Origin of the sequence: Dolichospermum sp. UHCC 0406, from assembly GCF_009712025.1 — a bacterium.
Classification (GTDB): Bacteria; Cyanobacteriota; Cyanobacteriia; order Cyanobacteriales; family Nostocaceae; genus Dolichospermum; species Dolichospermum lemmermannii.
On the sequence record NZ_VILA01000002.1, the window covers coordinates 1 to 17,537 of the forward strand.

Here is a 17,537-nt window from a genome sequence, read left to right on the forward strand (position 1 = left end):
TGAAGTAATGCGGTTAGATACAACAGCATTATACAAATCTTTATGAAGTTTGCGGTGGTAGTGCAACATCTCACTGACTTGTTTATTAGGATATAGCCTGAAAGTTGCTCTACGTAACGCCATTGATAATTACCTCTTATTCACTTTCTTAACTTATGCTATATTAGCATTATAAAGGACAGATGCCTGTTGCGTTATTTCCGCTGGTGGAGCGCCATTAGAAATACTAAAAGAATACATAAGATATCAGGAAATGCCGACAACCTAATATTTTGTCAAAAACTCAACTGTCCTCAAAATTCTTTTACTTGCAGTAAAAAACATTTTAAGAACGTTTCGTTTTTGACTTGCTTACATCCCCACCCTATGAGTACATTGAGGGTGGGGAATTACGCAAAACTGTTAAATAATTCAAAATTCAAAATTAATACAGCATGAACTTTTCAGGCATTGAGAATGGGTAGTTTATTTAGGCTATCATGTAATAGGACGAATGGTGGCAGTCTGTGATCCTAATTTAAACTAGAATTCAGTAAGGACAGTGCCGATAAGTAATGAAAGAGGTTTTAACTTTCCTGTAGTCAGCAATCAAGTTTCTTTACATAAAATTATGCCAGTTATTAAGGGAGTTGATGGTCATGATTGATTTACTTGTTTTCGGAATAATCGTGGTTTATCTCGGTGGTGTTTGGAAGTTTTGGACTGGATTTGGTAGAACTAATTTTAATCAAACTTTACCTAATCGGATTGGTTTGGCTTTGCTATGGCCTGCTTTGTTTTTAGCTAATCCATCCTATCGTCGCAATTTTCAAAAGGCACTCAAGGGTAATTAAGTGATAATAATTCAGGTAGGCCGATAAAATCCCCGACTTCTTTTATTTATTGTGTCTACAAATTTAAGCATTCAGCCGTCAGCTATCAGCTATCAGCAAGAGTTGAATTGATAAGCATTCTGAATATTAATTACTGATGTCAGTTTTCCTATTTCAAAACCCCTAAAATCCAGTTTTAGCTGACTGCTGACGACTGATAGCTGAATGCTTACCTACAAATTATAAATTGATGTTAGAAGTCGGGAATCTGGGTATGGTAATTATCAATTAATTATCTTGGTTAAAATTGTACCAATTGACTAAAAAGCCTGAATCCATTCTTTAACAAAATACTCTGTCCAAATGCCGTTTTGCCAATAAGGATCTGATTCCACTAATTGACGAACGGTGTTTTCGTCTTCGGCTTCATAAATGGCAAAAACTTGAGTTACATCTTTTGTGGGTCCAATGGTAATTAAAACCCCAGATTCTTTCTGTTGTGCTAATCCTGTTAAATGGGCTTGACGATAAGGTTCACGTTTGCTGAGAACGTCTTCGCAATAGCTTCCCCATAGAATGTATTTTGTCATAATTTCTGATTTGATTATTGATATTTGTTAATAGAATATAGCAACTTTATCTGAATTTTTGACTATTTCCGGAAAATTTTGCCATACTTGGCGATTTTTTACTTTGAGTCTTGTCATTCTAACACTTCTGATACATAAAATAGTCAACTTTTATGCTTTCAGAACTGACGCACTGTAACAATTAACCGTAGTGGATTACGAATAATGTGATTATATCATCTATGGCAAGTATTGATATGGTAATAGCCTATAAAAATACAAAATAAATTATTCAACATCATAAGTATGTGGTAAATAAATATGTGATAGATACATTTGTCTTCATACAAATAAGTAAAAATGATTAAATTATTGATTTTTGGCATCACCATTTATTTGATGGTTTATGTTGGTTATGCTTGGAATTTTTGGCATGGGTTTAGGCGGACTACTTATGAGAAAACTCTGTCTAATCAGATCAAACTTACGTTGCTATGGCCTGTTTTATTTGTCGTTGATAGAAGATTTCGCCGCAATTTTAAAAGGGCTAAGAGAGGATATTGATAGTAATTAAGAATCAATTATCGTGTTAAAAAGCCCTGTGCGCGATTTGTAGAAACATACAAAGATACAATTCAATTGATAATTGATAATTAATCATTATCAATTATCAATAGACATCTGGTAAAAATTAAATATGCGTGACCCGTACCCTTGTAGAGACGTTCCATAGAACGTATCTACATTCTTTTTTGGAGATGTCTAATTATCAATTAACTTCTGAGACTAACACCAAATTTTTCAACTAAGGCTGTCCGCACCTGATTATGAACCGGTTCAATTTCAGTTTCAGTGAGAGTGCGATCGCTGGCACGATATACTAACCGAAAAGCTAAACTGCGTTGTCCTGTGGGGACGTGTTCACCACGATATTCATCAAACAATTCCACCGAATTTAATAACCCTTTCCCAGCTTTATTAATGACCTTTTCAATTTCGGAAACTGTCACTTTCACAGAAGCAAAAAATGCCAAATCTCTGTCACTAGCTGGATAGGTAGAATAGGAACTGAATTTGGGAACTAGCAAATCATCATGATCCCAAGCATCCAACAGAGCATCTAAATCCAATTGAAACACATAAACGGCTTCTGGTAAATCTTTCTCTCGACGTAATTGGGGGTGAATTTGTCCGAATGTTCCCAGTCTATTACCTTTTACCCACAATGAAGCTGTGCGTCCAGGATGTAAACGAGAATCTCGATTTTCAGGTTGAAATTCTACAGTTAATTTTAGTTGTTTAAAGACACTTTCTAAAATACCTTTGGCTTCAAACCAAGTAATCGCTTCTTCCTTACCACCTCTTGACCATTTACCGGAAGTTATATCACCACCGATAATTCCAGCCAGCATTTCTGCTTCTTGTAAACCGATTTCTTCACGCCAGAAAACGCGCCCGATTTCAAAACCATTTAACGCCCCATTTCCCTGCTCTAAATTGTATTGGAAAGCGGAAATTAAACCGGAAATTAAATCAGTCCGTAAAGCTGAATATTCGGCAAACAAAGGATTACTTAAAACGATTTGATTATCTTCACCCGGTTTCACCAAAGAATAATGAATTAATTCCGTTAAACCTTCAGCGCGTAAATAACCGCGTAACCTACGAATTAATTCTTGTTCTAAAGATAGATAACCAGCTTCGGATTTTTCTGGTAAGGTATCACAGAATTTATCATAACCATATAACCGGGCAATTTCTTCAATTAAATCAATTTCCCGTTCTAAGTCGCGGTAACGATAGGGAGGTACGGTAACTGTCCAATTCCGGTCATCAATTTTGACTAATTCACACCCTAAAGCTGTGAGAATTTTTTCGACATCTTCTGGTTGTAATTCTCCTGTTTCTTGTCCTAATTCAATCGGACCTAACACTTCATTAACTTTATCTAAACGCAGGTTAATAGAATGTGACCAACTAGAAATATCTGGACGATAATCGGAAATTTCTTGTTGAACAATCACACCCGCAGCTAATTCACTAATTAAGGATAAAGCCCGGTGACAAGCTATTTCTAATTCTGCTCGATTTACTCCCCTTTCGTATCTGCCAGAAGCCTCACTTCTTAACCCAGCATTGCGAGAAGAACGGCGAATAGCCACAGAATCAAATAACGCTGCTTCTAAAACTAAACTTTGTGTACCTTCATGAACTTCTGTTTCTGCACCACCCATAACACCTGCTAAAGCTACGGCTTTGTTATTAGCAGTAATTAATAAATTTTGGGGCGATAAATTCCGAATATTTCCATCTAAGGTTGTTAAAGTTTCTCCAACTTCCGCAAACCGGACACCAATAATTAAATTTTCCCCCTCACCTACAGATTGTAAACGCTCTTTATCAAAAGCGTGGAGAGGTTGTCCTCTTTCTAATAAAACGTAGTTTGTGATATCAACTACATTATTAATTGGTCTGACTCCCGCAGCGCGTAAACGTTGTTGCAACCATTCAGGAGAAGCAGCAATTTTGATGTTTTCAACAACAGTCCCAATATAAGCAGGACAAGCTTGGGTTTCGGAAATTTTTAAAGTTAGGTTTTTTGCAGTTTTGGTATTTTCAACTTCTGCAACTGGGGGAATTGATAATTTTCCGCCAGTTAAAGCCGCTACTTCCCGTGCAATACCCACCATAGATAAAGCGTCAGCCCGGTTAGCAGTAGCGGTGACATCTAAAATCACATCTTCCAAACCCAACAGGGGACGCACGTCACTACCCACAACCATGTTTTCTTCAGGGAAGATATGAATACCGTCAATATCAGTGGGTAAACCGAGTTCTTTTAAAGAACATATCATCCCATTGGAGGGAACACCACGCAGTTTTGCGGGTTTGATTTTTAAATCAATGTTGGGTAAATAAGTTCCTGTGGTGGCTACGGGAACATAGATATCTGCGCGGACGTTCCCAGCACCGCAAACGATATTTACAGTCTCAGCAGCCCCAATATCTACGGTACAAACGCTCAATTTATCGGCGTTGGGGTGGGGTTGACGTTCTAGCACTTTCCCCACAACTACGCCATTAGCCCAAGTGCGACGATCTTCTATATCTTCTACTTCAAACCCTGCCATTGTCAAGGTTTCCGCCAGTTCTTCTGGGGTGAGTTTGATTTCTACGAGTTCTTTTAACCAGTTTAGAGAAATACGCATGGAGTCTGTTTGTTGAGATTTGTCTTTGGCTCTAATTTTATATATTAAGTGAAAATTATGAGATTTTTTGGTTTCATCTACAAGTAGAGATATTATCTCAATTTTATATGAGACTGCACAGAATCATGAAATCCATGAATTCATCCGTATTTATCTGCGTTCATCTGCGTTTATCTGCGTTCAATAATTCTTGAAATCTGATTCTATGCAGTTTCATCTTAATCTAGTATTACACAAAAAGCCTCTACATTTTTTTCACCGGATGTCTATTATGATTAATTTAGTAGATATCAGAATCTATTCCTATGGGAGATATGTCCAATATGGTACAGCAATTATCAGCAGAAACCACACCAGAAATCATCTACCCTGACAGCGACGGTCAACCAATGGCAGATAATACTAAACAATATCAATGGATTGTTAAAATTAAAGAAAATTTAGAAATATTATTTGCATCAAATCCAGATGTATTTATTGCCGGTGATTTACTTTGGTATCCTGTGGAGGGAAATCCGAAAATTCGTCAAGCACCTGATGTATTAGTAGTTTTTGGCAGACCAAAGGGAGATAGAGGTTCATATCAACAATGGAAAGAAAATAATATTCCTCCTCAAGTAGTTTTTGAAATTTTATCTCCAGGAAACCGTACTCCTGCGATGATTAATAAATCGCTTTTTTATCAACGTTATGGTGTAGAAGAATATTACATTTATGATCCTGATACTTTAGAATTATCCGGTTTTGTGCGTTATCAAGATGCTTTTATAGCCATTGAAGATATTAATGGTTGGATAAGTCCGAGATTGGGTATCCGGTTTCAACTTGTACTTGATAATTTAGAGATTTATTATCCTGATGGTAACAAGTTTCTCACATCTGTGGAATTTGATCAACTTGCTAAACAAGAACGTCAAGAAAAGGAAGCAGCTATTCAGCAGTATCAAGAATTATTAGCCAAGTTGCAAGAAAAGGGAATTGATTTAGATAATTTATGATTATATGGTAGGGTATTACGTAAGGTGGGCATTGCTCACCCTACAATATACATGATTTTGGAGTTTAAATTATGACAAATGCAAAAAACATCAATAAACCATTATTTTCTCAACATTATTTAGACTATCGAATTCAAGAATGTCCAGAATGGAAATTAGATATTAAACTAGATTTTGAGAAACTAAATAAACTCTATTTATCAAAAAAAGCGATTTTACCGACTCTCAATGAAGCGCAAACAGAAGATGTATTTATTAAACCTGTATTAGATATTTTAGGCTTTTCTAATATTCCTCAAGTCGTGACTCGTGGTAAAGGTAGAGCCGAACGTCCTGATTATGCGTTGTTTGCAAATGAAACTGAAAGGGATACAGCTTACTCTTTTCAAAATAATGAAACTGCTTTTTATGGTAGGGTATTAGTTATCGCAGAAGCTAAATATTGGGAAAGACCATTAAGTAAAGTTTCTGCTAATGATAAAAGAGATATTTTCAAGAATGAAAATCCATCTTTTCAAATTTCTAGTTATTTGACTGGTACGGGAGTTGATTGGGGAATTTTAACCAATGGGAGAGAATGGCGTTTATATTATCGTCAAGCATCTTCTACCGCAACGGAATTTTATCCTCTTGATTTGGTAGAATTATTAGAAACTGAAGATTTGGAAAAGTTCAAATATTTCTGGTTATTTTTTAGAAGTGCTGCTTTTGAAAAAGATAGTTACAATAAAAACTTTTTGGAAAGAGTTAGAGAAGGAAGTACAACCTATGCAACTCAAGTAGGAAATGAATTAAAAACATTGGTATTTGAGCAAATATTTCCTGACTTAGCAGGGGGTTTTGTTGCAGACGCTATCAGACGGGGAAAAACTGGAGAACCAAAACAGATTTATGCAGCCACTTTATCATTTTTATATAAGTTGTTATTTCTATTATATGCTGAAGCGAGAAACCTATTACCAATTACCACAGCTTACCGTGATTATAGTTTGATTAAAATTACTCAAGAAATAGCGGAAAGTGTTGATAAACAAAAAACATTAAGTGGAACTTCAACAAAGATTTATAAGAGTTTATTAGGTTTATTTGAAATAGTAGATAGAGGTGATTCAGCTTTAGAAGTACCTCGTTATAATGGTGGTTTATTCCATTTTGATTTTCATGAAGCTGAGGATATCAAAGATTATCCAGATAATTGGTTTTTGTATCAACATCAATTATCTGATGCTGTGTTATTTCCCGCTTTGGATAAATTAGCACGGTTTGAAAAATTACCCATTGACTACAGCTTTTTAGGTGTGCGACAATTGGGTTCAATTTATGAAGGTTTATTAGAATATCGCGTAGTGATTGCAGATGGAAATACGGGTAAAGTTTATTTAGAAAATGATAAGGGTGAACGCAAAGCTACGGGTTCTTATTACACACCTGATTACATTGTTAAATACATTGTTAGTCATACTCTCAAACCGATTTTAGAGGAGAGAAAACAAAAATTTGCGGATTTGATGACGCAAATTAGCCAATTACATGAAAAAATGGCAGATGGTAGATTAGGAGTACAAAGCCGTAATGGTTTACAAAAAGATTTACAACGTTTAGAAAGAAGAACTACAAATACTTTACTTGATATTAAGATATGTGATCCTGCTATGGGAAGCGGACATTTTTTAGTGGAAGCTGTTGATTATTTCACAGATGAATTAATCATTATTTTAAATGAATATCCTGAACATAATCCGGTTTTGGAGATGTTGAAACAAACCCGCGAGGGGATTTTAGCAAATTTACAACAGCAGGGAATTACTATTGATGTCAATAAGTTAGAAGATACTCAACTTTTGCAACGGGTGGTAATGAAACGCTGTATTTATGGTGTGGATTTGAACCCAATGGCTGTAGAATTAGCTAAGGTGAGTTTATGGTTACATTCTTTCACAATTGGCGCTCCTTTGAGTTTTTTAGATCATCATTTACGTTGCGGAAATTCCCTTATTGGTACGACTGCGCGAGAAGCAGAAGCGAATATGGTAAAAGAGGAAAGTGGACAATTAAATTTATTAACTGGTCCCTTTGTCGGGTTGTTACGTGCTGCGGAAATTATGCGCGGTGTGAGTACGTTAAGTGATGCAACTTTTGCGGAAGTAGAAACTAGCGAGAGGTTATTTAAGGAATTTGATCAAGCTGCGAAACCTTATAAACGGTTATTAGATATTTATGTTTCTAAATATTTTGGTGTGAAACGTGCTGATCATTTCTTACGGGTTTATGGTACAAATGCGATTAATGCTAACCCTGAAAATATGAATGCTGCTGATATTGCAGTATATGAAGACGCGAGAAATTTATTTGAGGAAAAGCGGTTTTTTCATTGGGATTTGGAGTTTCCAGAGGTTTTTATTGATTTAGAAAATGCAAGTTGGAAAGAAAATCCTGGTTTTCATGCTGTTATCGGTAATCCACCTTATGGTTTAGTTGAATCATTAACATGGTTATCTAATTTGTATAATGATTGCTTTGTTTATTTCTGGAGTTTTGGATTAAAGAATACTTGCAAAAATGGTTATATCTCTTTTATCATTCCTGCTGCTATGTTAACTGGTATTAATTATATGACTTTACGCAGCAATATGATAAATTTTTCCTGTATAAAGGAGATTATTGTATTACCTTATAATACTTTTTTAGATGCTTATATTGACACTTGTATTATTATTTTGCAGGTGGATAACCCCCAAAAAGATTATGATGTTGATACAAAGAAAATGGGTAAAAAAGATAAAATACAGATATTAGATCATGCAAATTATGACAAAATTAATATACAAACGTGGAAAGAAGATGCAAATTTTAAGTTTATTCTGAGTATGGAGTTAATCAAAATACAAAGAATTAAAAAAGATGCAAATTTTATTAATCTCGGTTCATTCACAAGAATTGAACGAGGAGTCCAATTATATGATTTTAAAAAACATACAAAAGATCAAATTAAAAGTGATTTTTTGAGAGAGAATGAACTTACAAAATTTGATAGTAAGGATAATTATTATCCTGAGTTACTGGGAAAAGAATTATCTCGCTATCGTCTCGAATCGGAAAAGAAAAGTTATATTAAATATTGTGATGATTTAGCTAGTAAACGTGATCAAATATTTTTTACTTCTCCGAGGATTGTACTTAGAAGACTGTTATCAAGACGAGGTGAACTGATGTCTTGTTATTGCACAGATATATTAATCACAACAGATAGTATTCTGAATATTTTAGTTTTGGATGTTAACATTAATCCTAAATTTATCACTGCACTGATTAATTCTAAATTGTTGTCTTGGTTTTATACTAACTCTTCTACTATATCTGTAAAAGATGATTTTCCCCAGGTAACATACGAAGAACTTAAAAGTTTACCAGTTCCTAAAATCTCCTTTACAACTCCCCCAGAAAAACGCCAAGAATATCTAGAAAACACAATTAATCTTTACCAACAATATCAAATCAATGATAAACCAGATATCTTACTTACCCAAATTGATCATCACCTCAATCAACAACCATCTGAAGCCGATGTAATTCATGATTTCCTCGCATATTTAGCCGAACAAATGATAGAATTAAATAAACAAAAACAAACAGAAACCAAAGGCTTTTTGACATGGTTAGAAAGATTTATCGGTACTGAAATTGATAATCTTACCAATAAATCGAAAATTCAAAATTATTTAGGTGATTATTATAAACAAAAGCAAGGAGATAACCATTTAACCTTTGATGAATTAATTGGTATCCTCAAGAAAAATCAGAAAAAACTAAAAATAGATCCCACCGCGAGAAAAGAACAGGAAACATTAGCAAAAGAATATCAATCAAGTTTAAATACACTCTTACCAATCAAAAAACAACTAAAACAATGTGATTGGTTAATTGATGAAATCGTTTATCGGTTGTATGGTTTAACTGAAGAAGAAAAAGCCATAATTCAAGGATAAAAATATCCCCGACTTCTGTTTTCATTTTGTAAATAAATGATAGATTTTTGTTAGAGGATGTTTGAAAAGTCCCTCATGGTGTATCAAATATTTTTAGATCCCCCTAAATCCCCCTTGAAAAGGGGGACTTTGACTCTAGTTCCCCCCTTAGCAAGGGGGGTTAGGGGGGATCTGTAAGTGCCTAAAATCACAGCCTAAAACTTTTCAAACACCCTCTTAGAAGTCGGTGATTTGGATTACAATGAAAAAAGAATTGGTAATATCAATCATGCTAAAATACAGCCAATTAAATTATTTACCCTCATCTAAGGAATTACCCGACTCTGACGACACACCAGTGGATAACGAACTACAAGATTTAATTCCCGGTTTATTAAAAGCCATGTTAGCCTTAATCTGGTTCCAAAGATGGGATTGGTTTTTTGGCGTAGACATGGGAATATATTATGATCCAGATAAACCTGCAATTGTCCCAGATGGATTTTTAAGTATTGGTATTCCCAGATTAATTGATGAAGATTTACGCCGCAGTTATGTATTATGGGAAGAACAAAAATTACCGATTTTAGTGTTAGAAATAGTGTCTCATACCTATAGGGGAGAATATAGCACTAAGAAAGATTTTTATGCTCAAGAATTGGGGATATTATATTATGTAGTTTATAATTCTCAGCGTAAAAGAAAACAACGTTTAGAGGTTTACAAATTAGTCAATGGAGAATATAAATTACTGTCAGGAAACCCTGTTTTTCTACCAGAGATAGGGTTAGGAATAGGAATGGAAAAAGCAACATATCAAGGAATAACTAGGGAATGGTTATATTGGTTTGATGAAAATGGAAAACGATTTTTAACACCGGAAGAAAGGATGCAACAAAGTGAGGAAAAACATTTAGAATCTGAAAGAAAATGGTTAGAATCTGAGAAAAAAGCTAATAAATTAGCAGAGATGTTAAAAAAATTAGGAGTTGATCCTGAAAATTTATAGCGTGTGAATTAAATCTGCAAAACCGTAAATACTAATTCCTAATAACAGTAATGCGGTAAATTGGGTAAGGCGTTGTTGAGTTAAAACTGTCTGGTTGTTGCCGGTGGGAGACATTGCTTCCCGGACTAATATAGAAGTTGATGCTCCCACGACAAAACTTAAACCTAGTATGATGTAGGGTTTATCTGGGACAATGATGGAGACTGTCAGCAGAGCGATCGCTAATGTTAACATTAATAACTCCACAAATCGGGGTGGATGATGTTGAATCAATAAAATCAAGCTGTTTAACCAAAAATTCCAAGTTCTCATAATTTGTCAGTTGTCAGTTGTCAGTAGGGGCGAAGCATTTGGAAGATAAATTATCGGTCATTGCCAAAAATAGTTCTCCCAATGCTTCGCCCGTACAGTTGTCAGTAGGGGCGAAGCATTTGGAAGATAAATTATCGGTCATTGCCAAAGATAGTTCTCCAAATGCTTCGCCCGTACAGTTGTCAGTAGGGGCGAAGCATTTGGAAGATAGATTATCGGTCATTGCCAAAGATAGTTCTCCAAATGCTTCGCCCGTACAGTTGTCAGTGGTTAGTAGACAGTTTACTTTCCACTGACATCTACATTATCACTAACGAGCGCCAGCTTTCATCCCTGCACCATTTTTCTGGGTTGAATCTTCTGGAAGTTCCACACCAAAAACCCGACAAAAGACCTTTTCCACTTTATAGCCAGTATCAATAGATTCTAAAGGATCTTTCCGCAAACGGTGACGCAGACATAAAGTAATTACCCGACGGATATCGTCAATTGTAACTTCTGTCCGACCTTCAAAAGCTGTCAAGGCTTTAGCCGCACGGTTCGTCACGATGTCACCCCGCAACCCGTCCACATCTAATTCTGAACAAACTTCGGAAATTTTCACCCGGAAGTCATAGTCTAAATTAACTTGTGGTAATAAGTTTTGGGCATTGACAATTTTCTCTTGTAATGCTACTTGTGGTGCTTGGTGTTTTTCTAAATACACAGGCGGATTTTGGTCAAATTCACCCCGTTCCTCCACAATTTGTACCCGTAAAGCTGGTTCTTTAACGGTATGAATTTCCGCGTGCATTCCAAAACGGTCGAGAAGTTGAGGACGTAATTCCCCTTCTTCAGGATTTCCTGAACCAACGAGAACAAACTTCGCAGGGTGACGGATAGAAATTCCTTCCCGTTCCACGGTATTCCAGCCACTAGCAGCGGAATCGAGGAGTACGTCTACCAAGTGGTCATCTAACAAGTTGACCTCATCAACGTAGAGAATACCCCGGTTGGCTTTGGCTAGGAGTCCCGGTTCAAAAGCTTTGACACCCTCAGATAAGGCTTTTTCAATGTCAATTGTCCCACAAACGCGGTCTTCTGTAGCGCCCAATGGTAAATCTACCATTTGCACCTTTTTGTGAGTGATGGGAATTTCTAACCCCTGTGCTACCTGTTGACGGACTTCATCACTCATCAAGTCCGTGTCGTTGGGGTCACTGTTGAAGGGGTCATTGGCGACAACAGGGATTTCTGGTAAAAGGTCCGCCAAGGCGCGGATAGTTGTAGATTTTCCGGTGCCGCGATCGCCCATAATCATTACACCACCAATTTTGGGGTCAATGACATTTAGCAGCAGTGCCAGTTTCATTTCTTCTTGACCGACGATGGCTGTAAATGGGAAGACCGCACGACGCGCACTCGCACTAGCTTGAGCAGTTGAAGTCACTAAATTACCTTAACAATATTTTTTATGACAATTCTTTATTTTGACACATTTTGCGAATGTGGGTCAGTTGTTAGTTAAAAACTGAAGGCTATAAGTTTTTTAAATCAGACTTTTACAAAAAAAGCACAAGACTATGTTTATTGAGAATAAGTCTGCTTCATTCTCAAGATTATTGAGAATGCTTGCAATAAGATAACCATTTTACTAGGTTCTTGACCTCTTGACTTTTTGTGCTATTATGAAGGTGTATGATCTGGCTGTTATCATATCTAGATTTTAAAATACAGAAATTGTCAGCATTAGGATAACCAGGATTTAAGAATTGACAGGATGTGAGTAAAATAAAATCCTGTTCATGGTTTGATCTTGTAAATCCTGATTCTCATAAAATTATTAAAATTATGGGAAAAATAACTGAAATTACTGAGAAACAAGTATTATTGTCAGTAGGGATATTCCTCAACTATCAGGACAATTATACTACTAGCAAAATGGATATTAAGGATTTTTATAAAGCCACTAACCCCGCACGCACCCTTGTTGCGCGAAATGTGGAAGATCAAAAATGTTATATTGACTTTTCTAAAGTGCGTGGTGAGGATATCATCAGCACTATTAAAGATAGTATTACAGAGTGGAATCAAGATGAGCCTACCTGTAACCTATTTACTGGACATATTGGTTGTGGTAAATCTACAGAATTATTACGATTACAGGTAGAATTAGAAGCAGCAGATTTTCATGTTGTTTATTTTGAATCTAGCGAAGATTTAGAAATCACAGATATAGATATTGCTGATGTGTTTTTGGCTATTGCTAGTCGCATTAGTAAAAGTCTTGAGAAAATTGTTCTCGAAGAACCGAAAAAATTTCAGGAATTACTTCAAGGTGCATGGAACATCTTAAACTCTGAAGTTACAGGTGTTAAAGGTAAATTTGCTGGTCATGATATTGGTTATACTGTTGACGGACAAAAGTTGTCTCTGTCTTTGGGTATTGGGGAAATCACCACAAAAATGAAAAGTGATTCCACATTAAGAACCAAAGTAAATCAATATTTAGGACCACAGAAAACCAACTTACTACAAGCAATTAATCAAGAACTTTTAGAACCTGCTATTTCTAAACTCAAACAACAGGGTAAAAATGGTTTAGTGGTCATAGTTGATAACCTAGACCGTATAGATAATAGTGTTAAATCCTGGGGTCGGACACAACAAGAATATCTATTTGTTGACCAAGGAGAATATCTCACCAAACTGAATTGTCATGTTATTTATACCATGCCCCTGGCTTTGAAATTTTCCAATGAATATGGCACACTAACCCAACGATTTCCAGAAGAACCAAAAATATTACCAATGGTTCCCGTCAAGTCTTCAGATGGTAAAGTCCATGAACAGGGATTAGCACTAATGCAACAGATGATTTTAGCTAGAGCATTTCCTAATTTAGCCCCAGAAGACCGCTTAAATAAAATTACTGAAATTTTTGATGCTCCAGCAAGTCTAGACCGCTTGTGTCAGGTTAGCGGTGGTCATGTGCGCGATATTTTGCGGTTATTAAACCCCTGGATTATGAAAGATAAAAAATTTCCTCTCCAGAGTCATACCTTAGAGCAGATTATTCGTGAACGACGGAATGAAATGTCTTTAACTATTTCTGATGAAGAATGGGAATTATTACGCCGTGTTAAAAAAACTAAGCACGTTAGTGATGATCAAGGATATCAGAAATTAATTCGCAGTAGATTTGTATTTGAATATCGAGATCAGGGTGAATTATGGTTTGATGTCAATCCGATTTTAGCAGAATCAGAAAAGTTGTTTGAATCAGGATATCCAGGATTTAAGGATTAACAGGATTTAGATCCCCGACTTCTGAGATCAATTTATAATTTATGGACACAATAAATCAAAGAAGTCGGGGATCTTATCATCTCACCTGAATTATTGCCTTCGATCAATGTTATTATTTATCGAGGTTAAAGTTCAGAAGTCGGGGATCTTGTTTATCACAAATTAATACTATGAACAACTCACAACAACTAGAAGATTTAGCATGGTCTATAGAAGCATCCCAAGGAGACTTTAAACTGATTTTGGCTAAGTGCAATTATCTCAACTTACAAAATCAACTCATTCAAGAATTACAAAAAATCTGTCAGATTGAAATTCAGATTTTACGACTTCAAGCATCAGAAAGAACATTATATAATGCGATTCAAGAAGAATTTAATCAGGAAATTGCAGCATTAATGATTGTCGGTTGGGAATCATTACCGAATTTATCGAAAATGTTTAGTTCAGCTAATCAAGTCAGGGAAGAATTTAGAAATAATTGTCCATATCCGGTAGTCCTATGGATTAATGATGTAATATATCAACAAATCATGGAATCTGCACCTGATTTAGAAAGTTGGGGAATTACTATCAATTTCTCTCTTCCTTTTGATGAATTAATTGATTTACTTAAATCAATAATAGATAAGATATTAAATGATGATTTGAATGTAAATCTACAAGAACTTGAATTAGCATTACAAGACTTACAAAAATATGATCAAAAATTAGAACCAGATTTTCAAGCTAATTGTAATTTTCTAAAAGGATTTATTGAGTATAACAAAGAACGATTGGATACAGCTATTAATTACTATCAACAAAGTTTAGATTTTTGGCAAACAACCGATAATTTAGAAATTCCAGGGAAAATACTTTATCATCTGACAATTTGCAATTATGAAAAATTAAGACCTAACCCCCCAACCCCCTTCCCTACCAGGGAAGGGGGAGAAATAATAAATTGTATTCAACAAATATTAGAAAAGTTTAAAAATGCTCAACGTCTGGATTTAATTGCTAATTCTTTATCAAAATTTGGGTTAATTCTCCAAGATTTAAAAGCATGGGAACAATTAAAAACATTATCTCAACAAGCTTTAGAAATACATCAAGCTGAAAATAATATCTTGAAAATAGCGGAAGATTATCTATTTTTAGCAATAGCTAATTTTGAACAATCAAATTTTTCAGAAGCAGCAAAAATTGCTAATCAAGGGATAGGGGTAATTCATGAGTTACCCCTAATAAATTATTATCGTCAAAGTCTACTTTTAATTCTAGCACAAGCTCAAGAAAAATTACAACAATATGAACAAGCAATTAGTAGTTTAGAATTTGCTAAAGATATTGGGGTTATCAATAATCAACCAAAGCTTTATGTTAAAATTCTCAATCTTTTACAAAAACTATTATTTCAAAAAACAGAATATCTGAAAGCTTTTAATACCAAATTACAATCTCGTTCTATTGAACAACAATTTGGTTTGCGGGCGTTTATTGGTGCGGGTTGGTTAAAACCATCAAAAAATACAAATCTAAATGTAGAGACGTTCCATGGAACGTCTCTACAAACAAATTACGGAACGTCTCTACAAACAAATCAAACCATTAAAAAAGAAAATATTTCTCCAGAAATTGAAGCATCTGGACGGAAAATAGATGTAGATGAATTACTAGCAAGAATTGGTAGAACTGATAAAAAAATTATTGTCATTCATGGACAGTCGGGAGTTGGTAAAAGTTCTCTAGTTAATGCTGGGTTAATTCCTGCATTGCAAAATAAAGCTATAGGTTTTCAAGATAATTTACCTGTGACGATTAGAGTTTATAATAGTTGGTTTACAGAATTAGCAAAAGAATTATTAGATGTATTACCAGAAAACTTAAAATCAGAAGATTTAAAATTAGATACTCAAGAAGAGTTTATTTTAAAATTGGTAGAAATTGAAAAATACCGAAGAACAGTATTAATCTTTGACCAGTTTGAAGAATTTTTCTTTGTTTGTCCTGACGATAAAGATAGAACAGAATTTTTTCAGTTTTTAGGAAAATGTCTAAATAATAAAAATATTGGATCTTTGCGAATAATTTTATCTTTGCGGGTAGATTATTTGCATCTTTTATTAGAATGTGATGAAATCAGCGACATGAATATTATTGGTGATGGTATTCTGAGTAAAAATGTGTTGTATAAATTGGGAAACTTAACCCCAGAAAATGCTAAAACTACGATTGAGAGTTTAACTAAAAAAACTGATTTTCAGTTAGAACCGGATTTAATTAACCGGCTGGTAGAAGATTTAGCGGGAGAATTAGGTTCAGTTCGTCCCATTGAATTACAAATTGTGGGAGCGCAATTAGAAACAGAAAATATCACCACATTAGCCGCATATCAGCAAATTGGTAATAAGCAACAATTAGTTAAACGTTATTTAGGAGAAATAGTTAATGATTGCGGTAAGAAAAATCAAGAACTTGCCGAATTATTACTTTATTTTCTCACAGACGAACAAGGAACAAGACCGTTAAAAACTAAAGCAGAATTAGCAGCAGATTTAAAATTATTATTAGAACCGGATAAAACCGAGGCTGAGAATAACTTAGATTTAGTATTAGAAATATTTGTCAAATCTGGTTTAGTGGTGTTGTTGCCAGAAAATCCCTGTGAACGTTATCAATTAGTTCATGATTATTTGGCTTTGTTTATTCGTCAGCAACAAGAACCACTCAGCCAACAACTAGAACGAGAAAAACAACAAAGAAAAATCGGTGAAGCTAAACTGAATCGCTTTCTCAAAATTGCCCTGGCAGGTTCAGTAGCCGCAGGAATAGCATTAACCTTGCTAACAGTCACAGCTTGGGATGCTGCAAAGAGGGCAGAAACGCAAAAACAACAAGCTGATATTAATGCAATTCAAGCCTTAACTAAATCTAGTGAAGCCATGTTTGCTTCAGGAGAACGCGGTAATGCTTTGATAGAAGCATTAAGAGTAAATCAAAAAGTCAAACTGGCATCTTGGGCAACATTGGATACTCAAGAACCAACGACAGCAGCATTAAGCCAAGCGGTGTATTTGCAGCGTAATGAGAAGCCAGAAAACAAAGCCTTAGCCTTAGCTGTAAATACCCTGAAAGGTCATGAGGGTTCGGTCATTAGTGTGGGATTTAGCCCCGACGGCAAAAAACTGGCTTCTGGGAGTGGTGACAACACGATCAAAATCTGGGACGTGACCACAGGGAAACTCCTGAATACCCTGAAAGGTCATGAGAGTTGGGTCTGGAGTGTGGGATTTAGCCCCGACGGACAACAATTGGCTTCTGGGAGTGGTGACAACACGATCAAAATCTGGGACGTGACCACAGGGAAAGTCCTGAATACCCTGAAAGGTC

12 protein-coding genes and 1 pseudogene are annotated in these 17,537 nt (G+C 35.3%); 8 read left to right on the forward strand and 5 right to left on the reverse strand.

Annotated features, from left to right (window positions below; all coding sequences use genetic code 11):
- Nucleotides 1-123: pseudogene (locus tag FJR09_RS24925) on the reverse strand (RNA-guided endonuclease TnpB family protein); the annotation flags it as partial.
- A 515-nt stretch (nucleotides 124-638) separates the two neighbouring features.
- Between FJR09_RS24925 and FJR09_RS02320 the strand changes: the two are divergent.
- Nucleotides 639-833 carry a hypothetical protein gene (locus tag FJR09_RS02320; RefSeq protein WP_015079930.1) on the forward strand — a complete coding sequence of 65 codons (195 nt, stop codon included), beginning with the start codon at nucleotides 639-641 and terminating at the stop codon, nucleotides 831-833.
- A gap of 299 nt (nucleotides 834-1,132) precedes the next feature.
- Here FJR09_RS02320 and FJR09_RS02325 read toward each other — a convergent pair whose 3' ends face one another.
- Nucleotides 1,133-1,402 (reverse strand): YciI family protein, encoded by a 270-nt coding sequence (locus FJR09_RS02325; protein WP_015079931.1) that lies wholly within the window; start codon nucleotides 1,400-1,402, stop codon nucleotides 1,133-1,135.
- A gap of 339 nt (nucleotides 1,403-1,741) precedes the next feature.
- Between FJR09_RS02325 and FJR09_RS24530 the strand changes: the two genes are divergently transcribed.
- A complete protein-coding gene (locus FJR09_RS24530) occupies nucleotides 1,742-1,945 on the forward strand; it encodes a hypothetical protein (protein WP_015079932.1) in 204 nt (67 codons plus the stop codon).
- 209 nt (nucleotides 1,946-2,154) lie between these two features.
- On the opposite strand, the gene pheT is transcribed toward FJR09_RS24530, so the two are convergent.
- Complete coding sequence (gene pheT / locus FJR09_RS02330; protein ID WP_168653704.1) at nucleotides 2,155-4,590, reverse strand: phenylalanine--tRNA ligase subunit beta; 2,436 nt, start codon at nucleotides 4,588-4,590, stop codon at nucleotides 2,155-2,157.
- Nucleotides 4,591-4,913: 323 nt separating this feature from the next.
- Here pheT and FJR09_RS02335 point away from each other — a divergent pair, with 323 nt between their 5' ends.
- From FJR09_RS02335 to FJR09_RS02345, 3 genes are all read left to right on the forward strand, one after another.
- Entirely contained in the window at nucleotides 4,914-5,588 is a 675-nt protein-coding gene (locus tag FJR09_RS02335) for a Uma2 family endonuclease (RefSeq protein ID WP_015079934.1), read from the forward strand.
- A 71-nt stretch (nucleotides 5,589-5,659) separates the two neighbouring features.
- Nucleotides 5,660-9,574 carry an Eco57I restriction-modification methylase domain-containing protein gene (locus tag FJR09_RS02340; protein ID WP_168653703.1) on the forward strand — a complete coding sequence of 1,305 codons (3,915 nt, stop codon included), beginning with the start codon at nucleotides 5,660-5,662 and terminating at the stop codon, nucleotides 9,572-9,574.
- A gap of 268 nt (nucleotides 9,575-9,842) precedes the next feature.
- Entirely contained in the window at nucleotides 9,843-10,562 is a 720-nt protein-coding gene (locus tag FJR09_RS02345) for a Uma2 family endonuclease (protein WP_041458352.1), read from the forward strand.
- Here FJR09_RS02345 and FJR09_RS02350 read toward each other — a convergent pair.
- Nucleotides 10,557-10,874 (reverse strand): hypothetical protein, encoded by a 318-nt coding sequence (locus tag FJR09_RS02350; protein WP_015079937.1) that lies wholly within the window; start codon nucleotides 10,872-10,874, stop codon nucleotides 10,557-10,559. The two genes, FJR09_RS02345 and FJR09_RS02350, sit on opposite strands and share 6 nt — an antisense overlap.
- A gap of 17 nt (nucleotides 10,875-10,891) precedes the next feature.
- On the opposite strand from FJR09_RS02350, the gene FJR09_RS02355 reads away from it, so the two are divergent.
- The gene (locus FJR09_RS02355; RefSeq protein WP_254433021.1) at nucleotides 10,892-11,170 is read left to right on the forward strand and encodes a hypothetical protein; all 279 of its coding nucleotides are present in this window, start codon (nucleotides 10,892-10,894) and stop codon (nucleotides 11,168-11,170) included.
- A 14-nt stretch (nucleotides 11,171-11,184) separates the two neighbouring features.
- Here the strand turns inward: FJR09_RS02355 and bchI are convergent, their stop codons facing one another.
- Nucleotides 11,185-12,303, reverse strand: a complete 1,119-nt coding sequence (bchI, locus tag FJR09_RS02360) for a magnesium chelatase ATPase subunit I (RefSeq protein WP_015079938.1) — start codon at nucleotides 12,301-12,303, stop codon at nucleotides 11,185-11,187.
- Nucleotides 12,304-12,794: 491 nt separating this feature from the next.
- On the opposite strand from bchI, the gene FJR09_RS02365 reads away from it, so the two are divergent.
- Both FJR09_RS02365 and FJR09_RS02370 read left to right on the forward strand, forming a co-directional pair.
- Nucleotides 12,795-14,162, forward strand: coding sequence for a P-loop NTPase fold protein (locus FJR09_RS02365; protein ID WP_168652097.1), 1,368 nt, complete (start codon nucleotides 12,795-12,797; stop codon nucleotides 14,160-14,162).
- A gap of 170 nt (nucleotides 14,163-14,332) precedes the next feature.
- Nucleotides 14,333-17,537 (forward strand): ribosome assembly protein 4 (locus tag FJR09_RS02370; protein ID WP_168654011.1); only part of this gene is annotated, 3,205 nt, incomplete at its 3' end.

Excerpts from the sequence above, each read along its gene's own strand:
- FJR09_RS02365 (WP_168652097.1), top strand. The coding sequence starts at position 12,795 with ATGGATATTAAGGATTTTTATAAAGCCACTAACCCCGCACGCACCCTT.
- FJR09_RS02325 (WP_015079931.1), bottom strand. The coding sequence starts at position 1,402 with ATGACAAAATACATTCTATGGGGAAGCTATTGCGAAGACGTTCTCAGC.
- FJR09_RS24530 (WP_015079932.1), top strand. The coding sequence starts at position 1,742 with ATGATTAAATTATTGATTTTTGGCATCACCATTTATTTGATGGTTTAT.
- pheT (WP_168653704.1), bottom strand. The coding sequence starts at position 4,590 with ATGCGTATTTCTCTAAACTGGTTAAAAGAACTCGTAGAAATCAAACTC.
- FJR09_RS02345 (WP_041458352.1), top strand. The coding sequence starts at position 9,843 with ATGCTAAAATACAGCCAATTAAATTATTTACCCTCATCTAAGGAATTA.
- FJR09_RS02340 (WP_168653703.1), top strand. The coding sequence starts at position 5,660 with ATGACAAATGCAAAAAACATCAATAAACCATTATTTTCTCAACATTAT.
- FJR09_RS02320 (WP_015079930.1), top strand. The coding sequence starts at position 639 with ATGATTGATTTACTTGTTTTCGGAATAATCGTGGTTTATCTCGGTGGT.
- FJR09_RS02350 (WP_015079937.1), bottom strand. The coding sequence starts at position 10,874 with ATGAGAACTTGGAATTTTTGGTTAAACAGCTTGATTTTATTGATTCAA.
- FJR09_RS02335 (WP_015079934.1), top strand. The coding sequence starts at position 4,914 with ATGGTACAGCAATTATCAGCAGAAACCACACCAGAAATCATCTACCCT.